Here is a 21,406-nt window from a genome sequence, read left to right as displayed (position 1 = left end):
GCCGCCGTGCCGGACCCGCCGCGTACTGACCGCTGCGGCCTACAATCGCCAGGCCCTTTCCATGGAAAGCCCCATGACCGTTTCCCGTTCGACCTCTCGTCCGGCCCCGCCCCGCGCCTTGCGGGAATTCGACCTGACCCAGGTGGCCTCGCACCTGCTGCGCCGCGCCCACTTCCGCGCCGAGGCGTTGTTCGCGCAGGCCTTTCCCGACGAGGACCTGACGCCACGCCAGAAGGCCCTGCTGATCACGGTCTACCAGAACCCGGGCGCGACCCAGAACCGCATCGCCGAACTGATCGCGCTGGACCGCAATTCCTTCGCCGAGATGATCGCCCGCATGACCGCCAAGGGCTATGTGCGACGCACGCGCTCGGCCGAGGATGGCCGCGCCTACGCGCTGGAGATCTCCGACGAGGGCATGGCGTTGCTGGCGCGGGTGTTGCCGCGTGATGCCGAGGTGGAGGCCCAGGTGCTGGCGCCGGTTCCGGAGGAACTGCGGCCGGTGTTCCTGCGATGCCTGCGCCTGATGGCGGGGTTGGAGTCGCCCGCGGCGTAGTGGGCTACCGGGCGCCGCCGCTTCCAGGCTTGCCGGCGCAAGGCAGGCCGTGAGGCCGTGAAATGGTCGGATGCGGCCTCAGGGTGCGTCCGAAGGCGGAGGCCCTGCCGCAGCCGTCGGGGCGGATGCCGCCGTCGCGTCCTTGCCCTTGGCCTCGCGCCCGAAGCGCAGCGCGAACTGCCGCGTGAACACCGCGCCGAAAAAGAAGATCTGCGCCGAATAATAGATCCACAGCAGCAGCGCGATCAGCGACCCGGCCGCGCCGTAGGCCGACACCGCCGCGCCCCGGCTCAGGTACACGCCGATCCCCCACTTGCCCACCAGGAACAGCGCCGCCGTGACGATGGCGCCGGGAATCACGTCGCGCCACGAAATCCGCGCGCTCGGCAGCAGCTTGAAGATCACCGCGAACAGCGCCACCACCACCGAGAACGAAAACAGGCTGGAAAGCCAGTCGGCCACCGTGGCCACCGCCGACGCGGCCCACAGGTCGCCGTAGTACTTGCGCGCGGCCCCCAGCGCCGCGTTCACGGTCAGCGAAATCAACAGGAACAACGCCAGCACCAGCACCAGGCCGAACGACAGCACCCGGCTGCGGACCATGCCGTGGATCCCGCCCTTCTGGTTGCCGGACACTTCCCACAGGTCATCGAGGCTGGCCTTCAGTTCGGCGAAGGCCGTGGTGGCGCTGAAGATCAGCACGAAGATCGAGATCAGCGCCGCGATCCAGCCGCCGCCGGATTCATGGGCGCTGGCCAGCACCGTCTGGATCACCTCGGCGCCGCGCTCGCCGGTCAGGTCGCGCAGCGACGAGAACAGCTCCGAGCGCACCGCGTCCTCGCCGAAGAAGGCGCCGGCCACGGCGATGACCAGGATCAGCATGGGCGCCAGCGAAAAAACCATGTACAACGCCAGCGCCGCGCCCTTGCTGGAGGCGCGGTGGGTCGACCACTGGTTGGCGGAATCCATCAGCAGCCCGCCGATCTCCGACGGACGCAGGACACGCAGGCTGTTGGGTAGGCGCATGGGTCTGGGCTCGGGCTGGGAAGCCTTCATTGTAGGGACGCATGCGCCGGCGCGAAACCATGAACTTGTTGGCAAACGTTCCGGGGCTTGGCGCGACGGCCAGATCCGCAAAAAGAAAAACCCCCGGGGCGAAGGTCCGGGGGTCTTTCGGGGTACTGCGTGCCCCGGCCGAAGCCGGGGAGGCCATGCAGGGGAAGCGGGACTTAGAAGTCCATGCCGCCCATGCCGCCCATGCCGCCGGGCATGGCCGGGGCAGCGGGCTTGTCTTCGGCCAGTTCCACAACGGCGGCTTCGGCGGTCAGCAGCAGGCTGGCGACGGAGGCGGCGTTCTGCAGGGCGGTGCGGGTCACCTTGGTGGGATCCAGCACGCCTTGCTCGACCAGGTCGGTGTACTCGCCGGTCGCGGCGTTGTAGCCGTAGTTGCCCTTGCCTTGCAGCACGGTGTTGACCACGACGCTGGCTTCTTCGCCGGCGTTGGTGACGATGGTGCGCAGCGGCTCTTCGACAGCGCGCAGGATCAGCTTGATGCCGGCGTTCTGGTCAGGCGTGTCGCCCTTCAGGTCGGTGATGGCTTGCTTGGCACGCAGCAGGGCCACGCCGCCGCCGGCCACAACGCCTTCTTCCACCGCAGCGCGCGTGGCGTGCAGGGCGTCTTCGACGCGAGCCTTCTTTTCCTTCATTTCGACTTCGGTGGCAGCGCCAACGCGAATCACGGCAACGCCGCCGGCCAGCTTGGCCACGCGTTCTTGCAGCTTTTCACGGTCGTAGTCGGAAGTGGCTTCTTCGATCTGGATGCGGATCTGCTTGACGCGCGCTTCGATCGACTTGCTGTCGCCAGCGCCGTCGATGATCGTGGTGTTTTCCTTGCCCACTTCGATGCGCTTGGCCTGGCCCAGCTCGGCCAGGGTGGCCTTTTCCAGCGACATGCCGGTTTCTTCGGAGATCACCGTGCCGCCCGTCAGGATGGCGATGTCTTCCAGCATGGCCTTGCGGCGGTCGCCGAAGCCAGGCGCCTTGACGGCGGTGGTCTTCAGGATGCCACGGATGTTGTTGACCACCAGGGTCGCCAGGGCTTCGCCCTCGACGTCTTCGGCGATGATCAGCAGCGGACGGCTCGACTTGGCGACTTGTTCCAGCACCGGCAGCAGGTCACGGATGTTGCTGATCTTCTTGTCGAAGATCAGGACGAACGGATCTTCCAGCGCGGCGACTTGCTTTTCCGGGCTGTTGATGAAGTAGGGCGACAGGTAGCCGCGGTCGAATTGCATGCCTTCGACGACGTCCAGCTCGTTTTCCAGCGACTTGCCGTCTTCGACGGTGATGACGCCTTCCTTGCCGACCTTGTCCATCGCGTCAGCGATGATCTGGCCGATCGAGGAATCGCTGTTGGCCGAGATCGAGCCGACCTGGGCGATTTCCTTGCTGGTCGTGACCGGCTTGGATTGCTTCTTCAGTTCGGCGACGGCGGCGGCGACAGCCTTGTCGATGCCGCGCTTCAGGTCGATCGGGTTGAAACCGGCGGCAACGTACTTCAGGCCTTCCTGAACGATGGCCTGGGCCAGCACGGTGGCGGTGGTGGTGCCGTCACCGGCGTTGTCGGAGGTCTTGGAGGCGACGTCCTTGACCAGCTGGGCGCCGATGTTCTCGAACTTGTCCTTCAGTTCGATTTCCTTGGCGACGGAGACGCCGTCCTTGGTCACGGTCGGGGCGCCGAACGAGCGCTCCAGCACGACGTTGCGACCCTTGGGGCCCAGGGTGGTCTTGACGGCGTTGGCGAGGACATTCACGCCACGGACGATGCGCACGCGGGCGTCGTCACCGAACAGTACTTGCTTGGCAGCCATTTGTTAGCTTCCTTCGAAAATTCGTTTGAGGCAGGGTTTACTGGACCACGGCGAGGATTTCGTCCTCGCGGATGACGAGCAGCTCTTCGCCATCGACCTTGACGGCCTGGCCGGCGTACTTGCCGAACAGAACCTTGTCGCCAGCCTTCAGGTCGACCGGCAGGATCTTGCCGTCTTCGGTCTTCTTGCCGGGGCCGACGGCCACGACTTCACCCTGGTCGGGCTTTTCAGCGGCGCTGTCGGGGATGACGATGCCCGACGCAGTCTTGCGCTCGTTTTCGAGGCGTTTGACGATCACGCGATCGCCCAGGGGACGCAAGGCCATGAGGAACTCCTGTTACTAAAGAAGAAAGTGAATGATCGGTTGGGCCCGGGAGGACTGTTAGCACTCACCGGAGTCGAGTGCTAATTATAGGGATGATGTTCCGGGGTTCAAGGGGGAGAGCGGTGGCTGTTACATATGGGGCGGGCGGCAATGCGCCTTGTGGTGCGTCCCTTTTTTTCGGATTGAGCTGAAGGGTCCGGGGGGCGAGAGTCTGCGCAAGAAGTTCTCTCACGCCCCTGGAGCCAATACATGCCCGCCAGCCTGCGCGCAATTCAATCGGATATCACGAAGCCTCGCGTGGACGCCATCGTCAACGCCGCGAATTCCTCATTGCTTGGGGCGGCGAGTGTCGAATTTCGTTCGACTTGAGATTCGGTTCACTGAAGTTGGCACGTGGACGAGTGTAGATTGAGGCGGCGTGTGGATTGAAAGCCCGTTCATTGGCAGGCCGTGCCTTGATCAATAGGGTATATATCCACTGAAGAGAGACTTGCTAGCATGTGCTGTGCTGTACGCAAGACATCATCGACATACAACTTGAGAAGATAGGATCATGACCCAGCCGCATTCAAGACGCCCACCCGCTTACGTACTGAAGACACGGTATACACCTGCGATGAAGCTTCTCTTTACGTTGGGCCTCGCAATGCTGGGGACCTACGCCCAAGCCGCCAGTTTTGATTGCAATAAGGCCGCGAGCACGACGGAAAAGTTGATCTGCAGCGATGCCGAGACCTCCGCGCTGGATGGCAAATTGCAGGGGGCCTATAAGGCAGCACTAGCCGCAACCGATGCCTATGGCAAGAAAGCGTTGGCTGAAGAACAGCGCAACTGGATTAAATACGCGCGTGGCATTTGTCAAGACAGCGCCTGCCTGCGGCAAGCATACACAAGCCGCATCGCCCTGCTGGGGCGTAATGAGAAACATATTGCCAATGGCGAGGTGTATTCGGACTGCAAGCTGCCGGGCAACCAAACCGCCAGTGGCGAATGCGTCAATGTTGTGCCGATTCGTGATCCCAACTCCCGCGTGGAATCGTTCAACCAATCGCTGGAGCAGCAGAAGCAAAACGGCCGAATCATCGGTTGTAGCCGGCTGATTGATCTGCCGGTTGGCGTCGCCGGAGGTAATCACAGTTTTGGCGGTTCCTGCGTATTGCAGGAAGGCACGCAGCGCAAGGACGTGAGGATCTGCAACGACGATATGTTCGGTCATTTCCAAGTAGAGCCGTCCACGCCCCAGGATGCCTCGGACAAGCACCTGGTCGACTTTACCTACGCGCAATGCTATGGCGGTTGATGGTAAGCGCCTGCTGCTTTTCACCGGGCGACCTTCTTCACTATGAGCGCATATTGAACCGGCCGCAGGCATGAGGCGATCGGGGCGCGGCCTTCAGTGTGCGAACACGGCCCGCTTTCGGGCCGCCGCAAGCCGCGAGCGCGTGTCCGATCGCGCTTCATATCCCGAGACCGACATGACATCGCAACCGCAACGCTTCCTGGATCATCTTGCCGCACACGGCTGGACCTTGCGGCGGACCACGTCCGAGCCGACGCCGGCGGCCGCGCCGCCGGGCGACCGGCACGGCTATGGCGCTTTCCTGGCGACGTTCACCGAATTGCACAACGCGGACCAGACACGCTGGTTCCTGAGCGCGGCCGACCACGACGGCACGGCGGACAGCGCCTTTGCCTGGCACACGCTGCGCGACATCAGCCTGGAGGCCGCGCTGGACGAGGCCGGCCGGCAGGCGGTCCTGGACTTCTGGCGGCGGCACACGCTGATCTACATGAGCGTTGCCGGTGAATACGAATTCCTGGCGATAGAGGGAGATTCGGGCCGCATCGTGCACGGCATCGAGCCGGAATTCGAGGACACCCGCGAGGTCGCCCCGAGCCTGGCGGCCCTGTTCGAAGACATGATGGCGGGCCGCGCCGCGGCCGCGCTGCTGGCCTAACGTCGTCCGCAACCCTTGGGCCGCGCGAAGGCGCCGCGACGGCGTCGAAGCGCTTGCTGTCGGCCTCATGCCTTCTCAAAAATCGTAGCGCAGCGTCACGCCGGCGAATCGTGGCGAACCGTAATGTCCATAACTGCCACCGATGCCCTGGTAGTAGGCCTTGTCGAACAGGTTGTTGATGTTCAACGTCGCGGCCAGCTTCTTGTTGAACTGGTAGCGTGCCATCAGGTTGACCACCGTGTACGCGTCCTGCTTGACCGTGCTGTCATAACGGCTGAAGTACAACGAGGTCTTCGACGTCCAGTCGACGCCGCCGCCCACCGTCAGCCTGTTCCACGCCCCACCCAGCCGGTACGTGGTCCACAGGCGCAGCGTGTCGACCGGCTGCTGGGTCAGCAACTGCGCGCCTTGCGCGTCTTCGGTTTTGGCATGGCTGAATCCCGCATGCAGGTTCCAACCCGGCAGGATTTCGCCGGCCACTTCCAGGTCGATGCCGGTGGTTCTCGCGCCTTTGGCCGCGCGGTAAGCCGCGTTGTCCGTGCCCGGCACCGTATAGCCCGCGTCCAGTTCGGCGACGTTGTCTTTCTGGGACCGGTAGATCGCCACGCTGGTGTTCAGGCGACGGTTCAGGAATTCCCCTTTCCAGCCCATCTCGTAGTTCTTGCCCACGATGGGGTCGAGCACGTTGCCATTGCGGTCCTGGGACGATTGCGGCTGGAAGATGTCGGTGTAGCTGGCATAGACCGATTGCTCGGGCGTCAGGTCGTAGACAATGCCCGCGTAAGGGGTGATTTCGCCGCGCGCGCGCAGGGTGTAGGTTTGCAGGAAGCTGTCGGCCGGGCTTTCATAGTAATAGTCGTAGTGGTAGTCGGACCGTCGGGCGCCCAGGATCAGGTGCACGTCATTGACCGGGTTCAGACGCAGCGCCGCATAGCTGCCATTCTGGCGTGACTTCACATTGAAGATCTCGCCCACGGTTCCGGTGTTGCCCGGCCGCGCCATGTTGTTGCCCCAGGTGCTGAAATCGACCGTGGACACGCCTACGTCCCAGCCTTTGTGCTTGTTCTCGTAGTGCTGGAAATTGAAGCCCGCAATGAAATCATGCGTCCGACCGCCCAGATCGAACGGGCCCTGGATCGTCACGTCCACGCCGGTCTGGGTTTGCGTCGCGCCAGCCCGGTAGGCCAACATGCCCGCGCGGCCCGTGGCCTGGTCCAGGAACGAGCGGCCCGAACCCACCCGATACGAGCCGTTCAGGTTGGAGCGTTCCACGTCCATGTGGTTGGCGGCGACCTTGAATTGCCAGTCATGCGCCAATGCCTGCTCGAAGTTCAGCGTGTAGTTGGTGGTCTTGAATTCGTCGTACATCCAGCGCGCGCCCGAGCTGGTCGAGCGCGTGAAGTCCGTCCGCTGGCCGTTGGTGTAGAGCAAGGGCACACCTGGCGCGCCCGTCGCCTTGTAGCGTTGGTGGTCGATGCCGAACCGCAGCAGCGTGGTGTCCGTCAGGTCGGCTTCGACCACGCCGTACAACACGTCCTTGTCCTGCGTGTAGGCGTCCATGAACGTGTGGTTGTCCTGCTTGGCGACCACCATCCGGCCGCGCAGCGTTCCGTTGCTGCTCAGAGGGCCGGAGATATCGGCTTCAGCGCGATAAAGATCCCAAGAGCCTGCTCCCACCTGCGCGTAGGCCTGGAACTCGTGCGTGGGGCGCTTGCGGATCAGGTTGACGGTGCCGCTGGGGCTGCCGGCTCCCGTCATCAGGCCGGTGGCGCCGCGCACCACTTCCACGCGGTCATACAACGCCATGTCGAGCAAGGTGCTCGGCATGGTGCGTGACTGGTTCACCTGCGTGGTGGTCACGCCGTCCAGTTGATAGGTATCCATGGCGCTGCCGCGCGAATAGATGTTGAAGCGTTCGCCGCCATCCTGCGACATGGTGATGCCCGGCGTCTGGTGCAGCACGTCGGTCATGCTGTTGAGCTGCTGATCCTCGATCTGCTGCCGGGTGATGACGCTGATCGATTGCGGCGTTTCCCTGATCGACAGGTTCATCTTCGTCGCGGTGTTGCTGACGGGCACCGTGTAGCTGCCCGTGCCTTCGCTGACGGGCGCGTCGAAGCTGCCGAACACGGCGACCGGTTCCAGGACTGCGGCTGCGTTCGCATCAGCGCTTTCGGCGCGCAGGGTGTACGCGTTGTCGCTTTGCCGGACAGCCCGCAGCCCGGACCCGATGAGCAGCGCCTGGAAGGCTGCCTGCACCGTGTAGCGGCCTTGCAGGCCAGCTGTGGCCTTGCCTTGCGTGAGCGTGCCCGGCGCGGTCAGGAACACGCCGGCGTCCGCGGCCAGCTGGTTGAGGGCGGCGGTCAAGGGGCCGGCCGGGATGGCATAGTCGCGCGCGTCGTTGGCCTGGGCTTGCGCCGTCGGCGCCCACGCCGCCGCGCCGCCGGTCAGGCCGGCAACGGCCAGGTGCAGGGTAAGCGCGAAGGGCCGGATGGCAAAACGCGGGGCGGTGTCGGGCGCGCGGTCGGCGCGCAGGCGGGTACGGCGAAGCATGAGATGAAAGTCCCTCAAGGCGTGGTGGTGAGCAGCGAGAGGGAAACCGTCGGCGGGTAGGCCTGATCTTCTCTCATTCCGTAAATCGGATGAGATTCAAAAACCCGAACTGGTTCTCGGAAAAATTTCTTGTCAGCGCGCGACGATCGATGTCCACCATGGCAGTGGCCGTTGCACGCGCACGGGCAGATTGCGTTCCAGCAAGTCCAGCGCGCGGTCGGGGTCGTCGGCGGGGAATACGCCCATGACGAGCATGTCGGCGACTTCCGGCGCCACGCCCAGATAGCCTTTGCGGTAACGTCCCAGCTCATTGACGAGCGTTTTCAAGGGGAGGTTGTCGGCCAGCACGACGCCCCGGCTCCACGCTTGGCGGGCGGGGTCGGCGCGCTCGGTGGACAGGATCCGTTCGGCATTGAAGCGGGCTTGGCCGCCTGCCATGACGTTCACCGTCGCGCCGGCACGGTTGCGCACCGCCACTTCGCCGTCATAGACGTCCAGTTGAACCTGGTCTTGCGCCAGGCGCACGCTGAAACGCGTGCCCAAGGCCTGCATGCGTCCAAAACGGGATTCGACATAGAACGGCCGCCGCGCAGGGTCGGGTGCCGTATCGATCAGGATCTCCCCGGCCAGCAGCGTCAAGCGGCGGGCGGCGTCGCGGTAATCCACATCCATTGCGCTTCTGGCGTTGAGCCAGATTCTGGATCCGTCTGTCAGCAGCAGGTCGCGCCGTTCTCCCGTGCCGGTGGCGTGGTCGGCGGCTAGCGCCAGTGCCTGATCGCGCAGCGGCGTATGGCGCCACCCCTGCCAGCCCAACAAGCTCGTGCCCAGCACGATGGCGCCGCCGCCCAGCAGTCGACGCCGTTTGAGCACGCCTTTGCGAGCCGCGGCGGCGCCCGCCAGCGCCGCTTCGCCTCCACCCACGCGCAGCGGCTCGAACCGCTGGCTGACGGCTTCGACGTGATGCCATGCCGTGGCGTGCTCGGTTCGCTCGCGCAGCCAGGCCTGCCACGCCTTCCTGTCCTGCTCGGTGACGCGATCCGCGCGCAACAGGGCAAACCAGTCGGCGGCCTGTTGCAGGCTGTCGAAATCGGCCGCCTGCAAGCGGCCTGGCGAGGGCGCGGCCCCATTGCCGGGAGGCGGATTTGGCAACGGCGGCGCCATGCTCCTATCTGCCCAGCCCGGCATCGATCAAGGCGCATTGCAGCATGCCCTGGGCGATGTATTTCTGGACCATGCGTTCCGACACGCCGAGGTCCCGGGCGATGTCGCGGTAGGGCACGCCGTCCACCTGCGCCAGGATGAAGGCGGTGGCGGCCTTGTGCGGCAAGCGGCTCAGCATCGTGCCGATTTCCATCAGCGTTTCGATGACCAACGCGCGTTGCTCGGGCGACGGTTCGAACGATTCAGGGCGCGTGGCCAGTGTGTCCAGCCAGGCTTGTTCGACCTCGCGGCGGCGCCAGAAGTCCGCGCACAGGCCATTGGCCATGGCGCGCAAATAGCCCCGTGCCTCTGGAAAGCTCTTGAATCCTTGCGAGGCCGGCTTGCTGAGCAGGCGAAGGAAGGCGTCATGGGCCAGGTCGGCGGCGTCGGCCGCGTTGCCCAGGCGGCGTCGCAGCCACCCTTGGAGCCATTCGTGGTGATCGCCGTAGATCACGTCCATGGACGGTGCCGCACCGTATCCGTCAGCCTTCATTCCTGTTCAAGCCCGCGGCGCTGGGGCCTCTCCGTCTAGATTTTGCAAACGACTCTAATTCGCATTCGCAAGAATGGAAGCGAATCATACATCATGGCAAAACCCTTGGCATCAGCCTGGCGCGGGATTCCGCCAGGCAGCGCAATGAAGGCATTCGACAGTTGCGCCCAGCATGGCGTTGCGCTCTGGGGCCAATCCCATGCCGCGGTTGTCGCGCCTTATCCCGCGCCGTCCCGATCCAGCGACCGCAATCGTTCCGGAATCTGATAGCGCTGGCCGTCGAACTTCAGCGTGCGGGGCGTCTTGCCTTTGTCGACGACCTTTTCCTCGCAATCGCCGCGCACCACGGCCGCGCGGCTCGACTCGTACGCTTCGCTCGTGATGATGTCGCGGTATTCGTGGGTGACCGTGTCGGCCATGGACAGGGTGACGGCGCGGCTGGAGAACCTGCCTGCGCAGTTGGTGTCCCATTCGCCGCCGGAGCGGTGCACGATCAGGCCGTCCAGCACCATCGCCAGGCCCTTGGGGCCGATGTCGAACAGGCGCAGGCTGGTTTCGCCGAAGGGGTTGGCGCGCGAGGCGCCGACGCGGGAAATCCGCAGGCCGAAGGCGCGGCGGCCGGCGGTCACGTCGTAGCGGGCGGTGTCGAAGGACACGTCGGACAGGCGTACGGCATCGTCCGACATCACCCCTTCCAACCGGAGGTCGTGGCGGATCTTCAGGGTGGCGCGGTCCAGCACCAGGATGCGCAGGTCGCCCTGGTGTCCATCGTCCTGATTCGGCGTGTCCTGCATCAGGGGAATGGCCGCCAGCAGCAGGTCGGGCTTGGCGGGCCATGTCTTGCACGTCACGGCAAAGGGTTCGCCGTAGTCGGCATCGGCGATCCGCAGGACGATGTTGTCCTGTCCCAGGCGGATGTTGCCTTCGTTGTCGGCGCTCGGGGCCCGCGGGTAGGCCGCGCGCACGATGTCCGCGGCCTGCGGGCAGGCGTCGCGGGCCGCCTGGGCGGCGCCGGAGGCGAGCAACGCGGCCAGTGACGTGGCAAGGGCCAGATGACGGATCATGGGGTGAAGCTCTCCGGATTGGATGCGCCTTCGGCCTGCGCCTTCGGCGTCGCAAGCATAGCCCAGTTTATCGGTGCGGCCGCCTGCGCGCGGCCATCGCGGCCATCGCGGTCGCGCACGGATCCACTGCCGCTCATTGCACGTGCGTGGGCGTGGCGGTGCGCGAGGCCTGGTTGGGCATGGGCTCCTGCGCCAAGGTGCCTGGCTCGGTGGAGGAGGGCCGTATCACGACGGCGTTGTGGCTGTCGTTGGCGCCCAGCTTGGGCAGGTCGGCGGGCCGCGCGGCCAGGGTGGCGAAGGGGCCGCCGCCATTGGACGGCATGCCGTCCAGCGTCAGGTTGGCCGCCCACAGGCCGTCGCGGCGCGACAGCACCTGGTAGCGCTGGGGGCCGCCTGCCATGCGAGCCACTACATATAGCGTGCCATTGACGAGATGGATCGCCGGTGGCGAGGCGGCTTCGGCCTGCAGCCTGGCGGGCTTGCCGTGCTCGACCAGCCAGAGCGGACCGTCCGCGCGTTCGAGGATCGCCAGCACCACGTTGCCTTGCGCGTCGGCATCGACGGCGGGGCGGCCGATGTAGGGCACGCCCAGGTCGACGGGCGCGCTCCAGTCCATTTCCATGTCGGTGGTGTCGCCGGCTTCCTCCAGCCGCGTCAGGTGATTGTTGGCGCGTTGGCGGAAATAGAGTTCGACCCGGTGTTCGTGGTTGCGGATCGCGGCCAGCCCGCCGGCGGCCTCTGGCGCGGCCACGCGGCGCCAGGGCTGCCAATCGGGGCGCTGGCCCTTGGCGGCCGGCAATTGGCGCGTGTAGAACAGCTGGCCGCCGCCCGCCGACGCAAACACGATGTAGCGGCCGTCGTCGCCGCGCACGACCGCGGGGGCGCCGGTGGCGCCGTCCAGCGGCGGCAGGCTTTGCCAGTGGCCCCAGCTGCCGTCGATGCCGGACGGCGCGATCCAGTGCAGCAGGCCGTCGTAGCCGAGCGCGACGGCGGCGGCTTCGCCGCGCGGCGCCACCGCCGGGATCTGGCTGACGCGGATCCCGGCCAGCGCCTGCCAGCCCTGCCAGGTGCCGTCGTGGCGCTGTTTGTTGGCCCAAACGCCGCCCAGCGGATCGCGCGCCATCAACCCGGCGGTGCTGTCGGCGTGGCCGAAGGTGACCAGCGGACCGCCGGTGCGCCCGCCCAGGCTCTGCCAGCGGCGCTGGCCGGAATCCCAGCGATTGACGGCGGCATTGGTTTCGCCGGCGGCGTACACCACCAGGCCGTCGCGGCCATCGGGGTAGATCTGCGGCGGCATGTCCTGGCGCGAGACGTAGTAGGCGCGCTGCACCCAGGCGGCGGCGGGGCCGGCGGGTTCCTTGCAGCCGGTGGGGCCGGCGCAATAGTGGTAGTCGTTCCAGGCGTAGTGCTGGAAGATCACTGATTTGCTGGCGATCTCGTTTTCGGCGAGGTTGCTGGCGCGTTCCTGGCTGGGGTAGTCGATGTAGCCGGTCTCGGCATAGTTGCCGGGGGCGCGCAGCATGGCCGCGCGCACCAGCCGCGCGCTGGCGATATGGTCGGGATGCCCGTGTCCGGCGCAGCGCCAGCACAGTTGCGTGTAGGGCACCGTGATGGTGTCGTCCAGGTGGCGCACGGTGGTCGGCTGGTACTGGCGGATCAGTTCGGCCAGGGTGTCGACCAGTTGCTCGCGCGAGTAGACCTCGGGGTAGGGCCCGAGCGTGTCCACCATCTGCCCGGGTTCCGATTCGGTGCGGCTCAGCGGGGTGAGGCTGCCCCAGCCCTTGCCCAGCCATGGGTCTTTCAGGCGCAGATGCCACAGTTGCACACGCGGGTTGCCGCTCAGGGTGAAGCGCGCGATCTGCCGTTGGCCCGCGTGGCCGGCGCTTTCCTTCCAGAGGTCGGGCTGGCGCGCCATGTAGGCGTAGGCGGCGCGCACGCCGCGCTCGCGGCCCAGCATGTAGGTGTCGCCTTCGCCGGCGTCGCTGGCCGTCAGGTAGACCACGCGCACGCAGCCGCCGGCCGCGATGTTGGACGCGATGTCCGGGTTCATGAACAGCAGGTCGTCATCCAGGTGGGCGACGAAGGCCAGGTCCTTGATGCCGTTGCATTGCGCCAGCGTGGGCGGCGCGGCCAGGGTGGGCGAGACCAGGCAGGCGAAAAACAGCGCCTGCGCGGCAAGGGAGAGCAGGGTCGTGCGTATCCGCGTCAAGAGGCTTTGCTCCGGAAGGCTGGGATATGGAATTGCCGGTTGCGGGCATCTTAGCAAGTCATGGCGGCGCTTGCGCGGGACGCGCGGCGCCGCTGCGCAGATGCGCGCCGACGCCGGGCGCCGCCCCTAGCGCGCGCCGGCGGCCTGCAGCATCGTCGCGATGGCTTCCTGGCCGCGCTGGCGCGCATGCCACAACGGGCTGCGGCCGTCGCCGTCCGGCAGGTTCACGTCGGCGCCATTGTCGAGCAGCAGCCTGACGACCGCCTGGTGGGCGGGGCCGCCATCGCTCAGGATGATGGCTTCCAGCAGGCCGGTCCAGCCGAGCCGGTTGACATGGTTGGGATCGACGCCGGCGCGCAGCAGCATGCGCACCGTGTCGACCAGGCCGCGCTCGCACGCCGGGATCAGGGCGGTACCGCCATACCGATTGGTGCTGCGCAGGTCGGCGCCATGGCGCAGCGTCTCGGCCAGGATGCCGTTGTGGCCGCGCGCGCCGGCGTACAGGTAGGCGCTGTCCTGCATGCGGTTCTTGGCGTTGACGTCGGCGCCCGCAGCCATGAGCGCCGTGGCGACGGCTTCCTGGTTGGCCAGCGTTGCCCGCAGAAGGGGCGTATTGCCGTCGGCGTCGCGCGCTTCAAGCGGCGCGCCCCGGGCCAGCAGCGCCTGGACGCGCGCAAGGTCGCCGGCGCCGGCGGCGCGCAGCAGCTCGGCGCCGGTCTCGCCTGCGCTGGCCGCGCCACTCTCCGCGACCGCCAGCAGGGCGGCCGCCAGGAACTTGCGCCAGGAACGGATGATGGACATGCCTGAGCCTCCTTGTCGTGGCAGGGAACGTGCCTCGATTATGCCGCCATGGCGCGGTCGCGACGTGTCGTCGGCCCGCCCGGACGGCCACGCCCCGCGCCGATAGCCCTTGCTCCCCTTGTCCCCTCGCGGGCGATATGGTTTGGCGAATGCGGCGGATCGCTGCAGAATCGCGGGGTTTCCCCGCATCCGTTCCCGCCATGGACACCTTCAACTATATGCGCGCCTTCCGGCGCATCGTGGAACTGGGCAGCCTCGCCAAGGCGGCCGAGGACCTGGACATGTCGTCAGCTGGTCTGAGCAAGCAGCTGCGCGCCCTCGAAGCCCACCTGGGAGCGGTGCTGATCCAGCGCACCACCCGCAAGATGAGCCTCACCGACACCGGCGCCGCCTATTACGCCGAATGCTGCCGGCTGCTCGATGCGCTGGATGCGCTGGAGAAGTCCGTCAAGCGCCAGTCCGGCCGCGTTTCGGGACGGCTGCGCGTGAACGCGCCGGTGTCCTTTGCGCTGAGCGTGCTGTCGCCGTTGCTGGCGCGCTTCCTGCGCCAGTACCCCGAGTTGCGGCTCGATCTGGCCATGGAGGACCGGCTGGTCGATGCGGTGGGGCAGGGCTTCGATGTGTCGATCCGGCTGCGAGCGCAACTGGATGATTCCTCCCTGATCGCGCGTCGCCTGGCGTCGCTGACGCAGGTGCTGTGCGCGGCGCCCTCGTACCTGGAGCGCCGCGGCCTTCCGGACAGCGTCGAGGCGTTGCGCGGGCATGACATCCTCAGCTATAGCCTGGCCGACAGCCCCGGTCCGGTTCCCGAGGAAGACGCTGGCCAGCCGGCCGATCCGCTGGCTGGCCCCGCGCTGATCCAGGTCAACAACAGCCTGATGCTGCGCGACCTGCTCGAGGCGGGGCTGGGGATCGGCGCCTTGCCGTCGTTCCTGGCCGGGCCCGCCCTGGCGGCCGGCAGGCTGGCGCGGGTGCTGCCCGAGCTGCCCGGCTCGCCGCGCCAGGTCTACGCCGTCTACCCGACCAGCCGCCACCTGCAACCCAAGGTCAAGGCGTTCGTCGACTTCCTGGCCGAGCACCTGCCCGCCGCCATGCGCGGCGATTCTTGACGGCCAGCGAATAAAGTCCTGCCGGCGAGCGCCTTACTCCCGGGCCTGCCCGTCCGTAAGCTGGCGTCCATTGAAACGAGATGGACGCCAACATGTTTTCGACTTCGCCTTTCGCCACTTCAGCCTCCGCATCCGCCGAAGCCGCCGCGCCCGCCACGCCGCTGACCGTGGATTTCTTCCATGACGTGGTCTGCGGCTGGTGCTACGTGATGTCGCCGCGCCTGCGCCAGGTGGCGGCCGAACTCGGCGTCACGGTGCGCCAGCGCAGCTTCGTGCTGCAGGAATCGCCTGAACAGATGCGTCGTGTATTCGGCTCGATGGAACGCGCCAAGCGCGTGATTCTGGGCCATTGGGAGGCCTGCGCCCGCCATGATGACACGCCGCGTATCGACATCGAGGGCATGCGCGGCGAGACCTTCGACTATCCCAGCGGCCTGGCCGGCGCGCTGGCCTGCCAGGCCGCTCACCTGCTGGCCGGCGAGGCGGGCCACTGGGACCTGTTCGACGCCATCCAGCGCGCGCACCTGAGCGAGCATCGCAACGTCGGCGATACCGCGGTCCTGCTGGACATCGCGGCGGCGCTGGGATTCGACCGCCCCGACTTTGCCCGCGTGATGCAAGGCGAAGAAGCGCGGCGGCGCGTGCGGGAAGACCGCGCGGCCGCCGCGCGGCTGGGCATTGACTCCATTCCGACGCTGGTCGCGGGACCGCACCAGGCCCGCTTGCAGACCCTGCCGCTGGCCGATCTGCGCGATCGCCTGCTGGCGCTGATGCCGGCGCGCGCCTAGGCCCGCGCCTCGCCGTCAGGCCGGCTCATCCCCCATTTTCCATTCTTCCTGTCCGCCGGACGGGATTTCACCCATAAGGTGCATCATGAACATCCGCAATACTTCCAGACTGCTCGCCGTGGCGCTGGGCGCTGCCATTGGTTTCAACGCTTTTGCGCATGGCGCGCCGGCGCGCGCGCCCGCCTCCGGGCAGGAGGTCGGCATCAGCCCATGGGGGCCGGACGACGAGATCGGCCGCCTCAACCTCATCACGCCCGCCTCGCGCGCCGCCGTGATGTCGCGTGTGGCGGGCGACAAGGTCTATGACCTGGCCACGGAATACTACGTGGGCATGCCGAGCTGGCAGGATGCTGGCGATCCCCATTACCAGTTCTGGATGACGCACACGCCGCGCGGCACCGAAGTCGATGATCCGATGGGCGTGGGCAAGGACATGAACGCGATGCGCAGCTACACCGGCACCGCGTTCTCGATGTACAGCCACACCGGCACGCACATCGACGCGCTGAACCACTTCGGCATCCACGGCAGGATATGGAACGGATTTCGCGCCGACGAACACCTGGGCGACCGCGGCTGGAAGCGCACCGGCATCGAGAAATTCCCGCCGCTGGTGGCGCGCGGGGTGCTGATCGACGTGGCCGCGCTGAAGGGCGTGGACATGCTGCCGGATTCGTATCGCATTACCCGCCAGGACCTGAAGGCGGCGCTGGCGCGGCAGAAGACCGCGCTGCAGCAGGGCGACATCGTGCTGATCCGCACCGGCCGCATGAAGCTGTACGACGACCCGGCCGCCTACATGGCCAAGCCGCCGGGCATGGGGCTGGACGCGGCCCGCTATCTGGTGGAAGAAGGCGGCGCCATGATCCTGGGCGCGGACAACCTCAGCTTCGAGACCTTCCCGTCGGAAGTCGCCGATGACTACGTGCCGCTGCATACCTACCTGCTGGCGCAGCAAGGCGTGCCCATCATCGAACTGGCGGCGCTGGACGAACTGTCGCGCGACAAGGTCTATGAGTTCGCTTTCATTGGCGGCCCGCTGAAGATCCGTGGCGGCGATGCGGCGCCGTTGCGCCCGGTGGCGATGCCGCTGCGCTGAGGACGCCGCCATGCGCGGACAGGCCGCGCCTGTCCGCCGGCCGGCGCGAAGTTGCTTTTCACGCGAACACCCCCTAGGCTGGCCGCTTGCCTGCAACCCTTTCCAGGAGGCGTCGCCCATGAACCCTGTCCGCCAGCCCGCTCGCGCACCGCAAGCGCCGGATTTCGAGGCCTTGATCGAGGCCGCCGGCGACCTGATCTACACGCTCGATCTGGAAGGCCGGTTCACCTACCTGAACCAGGCCGCCGAGCGCGTGCTGGGATTTCGCGCCAGGGCGTTGATGGGCCTGCCGTTCACCGAGGTGCTGACCGAGAACTCGGCGCAGATCGCCTCGCGCCACTACCGCCAGGGCGTCCTGGGACAGGACCGCACGCCGTTCTTCGAAGTCGAGGCGCGCCATCGCGACGGCCGTATCGTCCATCTCGAGGTGCGCGCCGGCCCGCTGATGCGGGGCGGGAAAGTGGTCGGGCGCCAGGGCATCGCCCGTGACATCAACGAGATCAAGGCGCTGCAGTCGCTGGTAACCGAGAAGTCGCAGCGCGTGACCCTGTTGGAGGAGCGCACGCGCATTGCGATGGCCATGTACGCGCGCATCGCCGAACTGGTGCACGGGGCACCTGAGGCCGGCGAGGCGGGGGATGACAAGCTGCGCGAGGCGCAATGCATGCTCAGCCGTCTGGCCGCCGAAAAGCATGGGCTGAGCGCCTCGGACCTGAAGATCCTGGGCCTGCTGGCGCAGGGGCGGTCCAATGCGGAGATCGCCGGCATCGTCCACCGCAGTCCCCACACGGTCAAGGACAGCGTCAAGAAGATCATGTCGAGGCTGGGCGCCAGGCGACGCGCCGAGGCGGTGGCCTGCGCCATCAAGGCGGGCCTGATCGCGCCGGGGCCGTGAGGCCCGGCCGGCGATCGCGGCCAGATACCCCGCTTTGGGGGAGGCATACCCCCCGTCGGTGGTCTGCCGCCAGACGCGGCGCTGCCGCACAATCGCATTCAGTATCGGTAGAACTGGCACAAGATCACCGAAGGAGACAAGCATGAGCAAGTGGAGGAACCTGCGCGGCGTGTGTGGCGCGGTGGGATGCGTCTTGCTGGCCGCTTGCGCGTCCGGGCCGCAGGCTCGCGGTCCGCAGGCCTTGCCGGCGCAAGCCGCTATGAAGGTGGACGGACGCGAATTCCTGCCGCGCGAGCAGGTGCGCCGCTGGCAGGAGGAACTGGACGCCATGGGGCTACGCGACACCGGCTCGCCCGCGCACGAGCGCTACGTCGACCAGTTGCACGAGCGGCTGCTGGCGGCGGGTGTGCGTGCCCTGCGCTTCGAATCGCTACCGCTGGCGCGCTGGTCGGCCCGGCACTGGGCCTTGCAGGCCGCGGACGGCGAGCGGATCGCCGTCGCGGGCTACGTGCCTTATTCGGGCAGAACCGGCGCGCAAGGTCGGGAGGCGGGGCTGGTGTACCTGCCGCCGGGCGCGGCGCCGGACCAGCGTGTCGCTGGCAAGATCGTGCTGTTCGACCTGCCGCGCGCCACGCTTACCGGCGATTTCTTCCATCGGTTGGCGCTGCGCGCCTACGACCCGGCCGGTTCGTTGCCGCCAGGCGCGCCGTATGCGCGGCCCTACCAGGTCCTGGAGGTGTTGACCGCGCTGCAGGAAAAACTGCAGGCGGCGGGCGCCGTGGGCGCCATCGCCATCATCGACGCGCCGGCGCAGACCGCCGAGGGACTGTATGCGCCCTACGACCGGGAGTTGCGCGCCGTGCCGGCCTTGTACGTGGACCGTGACGCGGGACGCCGCCTGAAAGCGCTGGCGGCCAAGGGCGCCGCGCTGCGGCTGACGCTGGACGCGCAGGTGGAGCAAGTGCGCACGCGCAACCTGATCGGCGTCATTCCGGGGGCGACGGATGAGTGGATCGTGATCAACAGCCACACGGACGGCACCAACGGCATCGAGGACAATGGCCCCAATGCCATCGTCGATATGGCAGGCTACCTGTCGCGCCTGCCGCGCAGCTCCCTGCCGCGCGGCGTGATGATCATGCTGTCCAGCGGACATTTCGCGGGTGGCGCCGGGGTGCAGGATTTTCTGGCGCGCCATCAGGGCGACGCGCTGGCCTCGCGCATTGCCGCCGTCGTGACCATCGAGCACCTGGGGGCGATGGAGTGGCTGCCGGACGCAACCGGCAAGCTGGCGCCAACCGGAAAATTCGAACCTGTCGGCGTATTCATGCCGCCAATCCCGGCGCTGGTGGACGCCGCCGAAGCGATGGTGCGCCAGGCGGACGCGGGGCCGGCCTTCATCATGCCACCGCTCAACCCCAAGGGGGATGGCGGCCCGAACAACGCTGTCTGGCCAGGAGAAGGGCAGTACTTCTGGGGGCGCGGCCGGATACCAACCATCAACTACATCTCCGGCCCCAACTACCTGCTCAATTACGGCGTGACCACGGCCGACAAGGTCGACTACGCGCGCATGCAACGTGAAACCGTGGCCGCCACGCAGCTGTTGCTGGACCTGTCGCGCGTGCCGTTCGGGCAGTTGCGTCCCGAGCCTGCCGCCGCTCGCTAGCCAGCGCCCGGCGGCGTCGCGCGCAGCAGGCCGCCCAATCTCCGTATATCCGCCGCCTTCGCCGCCGCCCCGCGCGCCGGCGCGGGGTTGGCCGTGCCTGGCCGATGGCGCGTGTTTCGTTTTTCCCTCAAATCCTGGATGGAGCCATGTCGTCGATGCAACCGAATCCCCCGCCGGGCCAGATGATGAACCGCCCCTTGTTGATTTCCAGCCTCCTGCGGCACGCCGACCAATGCTTCGGCAGCACTGAAATCGTATCGCGCCGCGTGGAAGGCGATATCCACCGCTATACCTATCGCGACTGCCACCGGCGATGCCGCCGATTGGCCAATGCGTTGGCCGGACTGGGAGTCGAGCCGGGCCAGCGCGTCGCCACGCTGGCCTGGAACGGCTACCGCCATCTGGAGCTTTACTACGCCGTGTCCGGATCGGGCGCCGTCATCCATACCGTCAATCCGCGCCTGCATCCGGAGCAGATCGCCTATCTGCTGAACCATGCCGAAGATCAATACGTGTTCTTCGACCTGGACCTGCTGGACCTGGTGAGCCGGGTGGCGCCGCGCTGTCCGGGCGTGCGGGGCTATGTGATGCTGTGCGGGCGCGAGCAGATGCCCGCTGCCGCGCCCTTGGCCGGCCTGTCGTGCTACGAGGACTTGCTGGCGGCCGCCGGCGAGGCCTACGACTGGCCCGAGCTCGATGAGAACACGGCCAGCGGCCTTTGCTACACCTCCGGCACCACAGGCCCGCCCAAGGGCGTGCTCTATACGCAGCGCTCCACCGTCCTGCACGCCTACGCCGCGGCGCTGCCGGACGCGCTGAATCTGTCGGCGCGCGAAACCGTGCTGCCGGTGGTGCCGATGTTTCATGTCAACGCCTGGGGGCTGCCATATGCGGCGCCGTTGACCGGGGCAAAGCTGGTGCTGCCCGGCCCCGCGCTCGATGGCGCCTCGCTGCACGCCTTGTTCGAAGCCGAAGGCGTGACCTCGGCGGCTGGCGTGCCGACGGTGTGGCTGGGCCTGCTGGACTACGTCGAGCAGAACGGGTTGGCGTTCAGCGCCTTCCGCCGCACGGTGGTCGGCGGCGCGGCATGCCCGCCGGCATTGATGCGGGCATTGCGCGAACGGCACGGTATCGACGTGGTGCACGCCTGGGGCATGACGGAACTGTCGCCATTGGGCACCAGTTGCACGCTGCGGGCGGCTGAGCTGGCGCTGCCGCAAGCGGCCCGGGACGCCATCCTGGAAAGCCAGGGCAATCCGGTGTTCGGCATCGAGTTGAAGATCATCGATGCTCAAGGCGTCGAGCTCCCGTGGGACGGCCAGGCGCGCGGCGATTTGCTGGCACGCGGGCCATGGGTTGCCGACGGCTATTACCGGGGCGGCGAATCGCAAGCTCATCCCGGTTGGTTCGCCACCGGCGACATCGCGTCCATCGATGTCGACGGCCGGCTGCGGATACGCGATCGCAGCAAGGACGTCATCAAATCGGGCGGCGAATGGATCAGCTCCATCGAACTGGAAAATATCGCGATGTCCCACCCCGCGGTGGCCGAGGCGGCATGCATCGCGGTGCCGCATCCCAAATGGGGCGAGCGGCCGCTGTTGGTGGTTGTGCCGCGCGCCGGCATGAACCTGTCGCGCGATGCCTTGTTGGCCTTGTACGAAGGGCGCATCGCCAAGTGGTGGATTCCCGATGACGTCGTCTGCGTCGAGCGGCTGCCGATGGGCGTGACGGGCAAGGTGCTCAAGCACGTGCTGCGCGAGCGGTTCAACGAGCAAGGCCAGCCCATGGGCTGAGCCGGCCGCCGCCCGCGGGCG

General features: G+C 67.0%; 18 protein-coding genes and 1 pseudogene. 10 read left to right on the top strand and 9 right to left on the bottom strand.

The genetic code is table 11. The features are described from left to right. Positions 1-73: 73 nt before the first annotated feature. Entirely contained in the window at positions 74-556 is a 483-nt protein-coding gene (locus AT699_RS26215) for a MarR family winged helix-turn-helix transcriptional regulator (RefSeq protein ID WP_024070370.1), read from the top strand. A 78-nt stretch (positions 557-634) separates the two neighbouring features. On the opposite strand, the gene AT699_RS26210 is transcribed toward AT699_RS26215, so the two are convergent. The 3 genes from AT699_RS26210 to groES all read right to left on the bottom strand — a co-directional run bounded on the left by AT699_RS26210 (position 635) and on the right by groES (position 3,751). After that, a complete protein-coding gene (locus AT699_RS26210) occupies positions 635-1,582 on the bottom strand; it encodes a YihY/virulence factor BrkB family protein (protein ID WP_024070369.1) in 948 nt (315 codons plus the stop codon). Between the two features lie 203 nt (positions 1,583-1,785). After that, positions 1,786-3,426, bottom strand: a complete 1,641-nt coding sequence (groL, locus tag AT699_RS26205) for a chaperonin GroEL (RefSeq protein WP_006385976.1) — start codon at positions 3,424-3,426, stop codon at positions 1,786-1,788. A 37-nt stretch (positions 3,427-3,463) separates the two neighbouring features. Beyond that, a complete protein-coding gene (gene groES / locus AT699_RS26200) occupies positions 3,464-3,751 on the bottom strand; it encodes a co-chaperone GroES (RefSeq protein ID WP_006385977.1) in 288 nt (95 codons plus the stop codon). Between the two features lie 249 nt (positions 3,752-4,000). On the opposite strand from groES, the pseudogene AT699_RS31725 reads away from it, so the two are divergent. The 3 genes and pseudogenes from AT699_RS31725 to AT699_RS26190 form a co-directional block, all read left to right on the top strand. Beyond that, positions 4,001-4,105 (top strand): annotated as a pseudogene (locus AT699_RS31725) (O-acetyl-ADP-ribose deacetylase); the annotation flags it as partial. A 199-nt stretch (positions 4,106-4,304) separates the two neighbouring features. After that, the gene (locus AT699_RS26195) at positions 4,305-5,051 is read left to right on the top strand and encodes a lysozyme inhibitor LprI family protein (RefSeq protein ID WP_232254264.1); all 747 of its coding nucleotides are present in this window, start codon (positions 4,305-4,307) and stop codon (positions 5,049-5,051) included. A gap of 175 nt (positions 5,052-5,226) precedes the next feature. Then, on the top strand, positions 5,227-5,709 hold the full coding sequence (locus tag AT699_RS26190; RefSeq protein ID WP_035182091.1) for a hypothetical protein: 483 nt from the start codon (positions 5,227-5,229) through the stop codon (positions 5,707-5,709). 75 nt (positions 5,710-5,784) lie between these two features. On the opposite strand, the gene AT699_RS26185 is transcribed toward AT699_RS26190, so the two are convergent. The 6 genes from AT699_RS26185 to AT699_RS26160 form a co-directional block, all read right to left on the bottom strand. Beyond that, positions 5,785-8,262 carry a TonB-dependent siderophore receptor gene (locus AT699_RS26185; protein WP_006385980.1) on the bottom strand — a complete coding sequence of 826 codons (2,478 nt, stop codon included), beginning with the start codon at positions 8,260-8,262 and terminating at the stop codon, positions 5,785-5,787. A 132-nt stretch (positions 8,263-8,394) separates the two neighbouring features. Then, positions 8,395-9,423 carry a FecR domain-containing protein gene (locus tag AT699_RS26180; RefSeq protein WP_024070367.1) on the bottom strand — a complete coding sequence of 343 codons (1,029 nt, stop codon included), beginning with the start codon at positions 9,421-9,423 and terminating at the stop codon, positions 8,395-8,397. Between the two features lie 4 nt (positions 9,424-9,427). Beyond that, positions 9,428-9,955, bottom strand: a complete 528-nt coding sequence (locus AT699_RS26175) for a sigma-70 family RNA polymerase sigma factor (RefSeq protein WP_006385982.1) — start codon at positions 9,953-9,955, stop codon at positions 9,428-9,430. Between the two features lie 218 nt (positions 9,956-10,173). Beyond that, complete coding sequence (locus tag AT699_RS26170) at positions 10,174-11,019, bottom strand: PA3715 family protein (protein WP_020926425.1); 846 nt, start codon at positions 11,017-11,019, stop codon at positions 10,174-10,176. Positions 11,020-11,152: 133 nt separating this feature from the next. Beyond that, on the bottom strand, positions 11,153-13,228 hold the full coding sequence (locus AT699_RS26165; RefSeq protein ID WP_024070365.1) for a PIG-L family deacetylase: 2,076 nt from the start codon (positions 13,226-13,228) through the stop codon (positions 11,153-11,155). Positions 13,229-13,354: 126 nt separating this feature from the next. Beyond that, positions 13,355-14,029, bottom strand: a complete 675-nt coding sequence (locus AT699_RS26160) for an ankyrin repeat domain-containing protein (RefSeq protein ID WP_020926427.1) — start codon at positions 14,027-14,029, stop codon at positions 13,355-13,357. Positions 14,030-14,229: 200 nt separating this feature from the next. Here AT699_RS26160 and AT699_RS26155 point away from each other — a divergent pair, with 200 nt between their 5' ends. The 6 genes from AT699_RS26155 to AT699_RS26130 all read left to right on the top strand — a co-directional run bounded on the left by AT699_RS26155 (position 14,230) and on the right by AT699_RS26130 (position 21,385). Then, positions 14,230-15,138 carry a LysR family transcriptional regulator gene (locus tag AT699_RS26155; protein WP_006385985.1) on the top strand — a complete coding sequence of 303 codons (909 nt, stop codon included), beginning with the start codon at positions 14,230-14,232 and terminating at the stop codon, positions 15,136-15,138. An 80-nt stretch (positions 15,139-15,218) separates the two neighbouring features. Next, the gene (locus tag AT699_RS26150; protein WP_024070364.1) at positions 15,219-15,926 is read left to right on the top strand and encodes a DsbA family oxidoreductase; all 708 of its coding nucleotides are present in this window, start codon (positions 15,219-15,221) and stop codon (positions 15,924-15,926) included. Between the two features lie 85 nt (positions 15,927-16,011). Continuing rightward, the gene (locus AT699_RS26145; RefSeq protein ID WP_024070363.1) at positions 16,012-17,025 is read left to right on the top strand and encodes a cyclase family protein; all 1,014 of its coding nucleotides are present in this window, start codon (positions 16,012-16,014) and stop codon (positions 17,023-17,025) included. Positions 17,026-17,143: 118 nt separating this feature from the next. Continuing rightward, positions 17,144-17,920 carry a PAS domain S-box protein gene (locus tag AT699_RS26140; protein WP_024070362.1) on the top strand — a complete coding sequence of 259 codons (777 nt, stop codon included), beginning with the start codon at positions 17,144-17,146 and terminating at the stop codon, positions 17,918-17,920. Between the two features lie 142 nt (positions 17,921-18,062). Beyond that, complete coding sequence (locus tag AT699_RS26135) at positions 18,063-19,589, top strand: zinc-binding metallopeptidase family protein (protein ID WP_024070361.1); 1,527 nt, start codon at positions 18,063-18,065, stop codon at positions 19,587-19,589. Between the two features lie 146 nt (positions 19,590-19,735). Further along, positions 19,736-21,385 (top strand): 3-(methylthio)propionyl-CoA ligase, encoded by a 1,650-nt coding sequence (locus tag AT699_RS26130; RefSeq protein ID WP_026384059.1) that lies wholly within the window; start codon positions 19,736-19,738, stop codon positions 21,383-21,385. Positions 21,386-21,406 lie beyond the last annotated feature (21 nt).

It is taken from the genome of Achromobacter xylosoxidans (assembly GCF_001457475.1).
Taxonomy (GTDB): Bacteria; Pseudomonadota; Gammaproteobacteria; order Burkholderiales; family Burkholderiaceae_B; genus Achromobacter; species Achromobacter xylosoxidans.
Note: the sequence above shows the minus strand (reverse complement) of the source record. Positions and strands in the feature narration are given on the sequence as shown.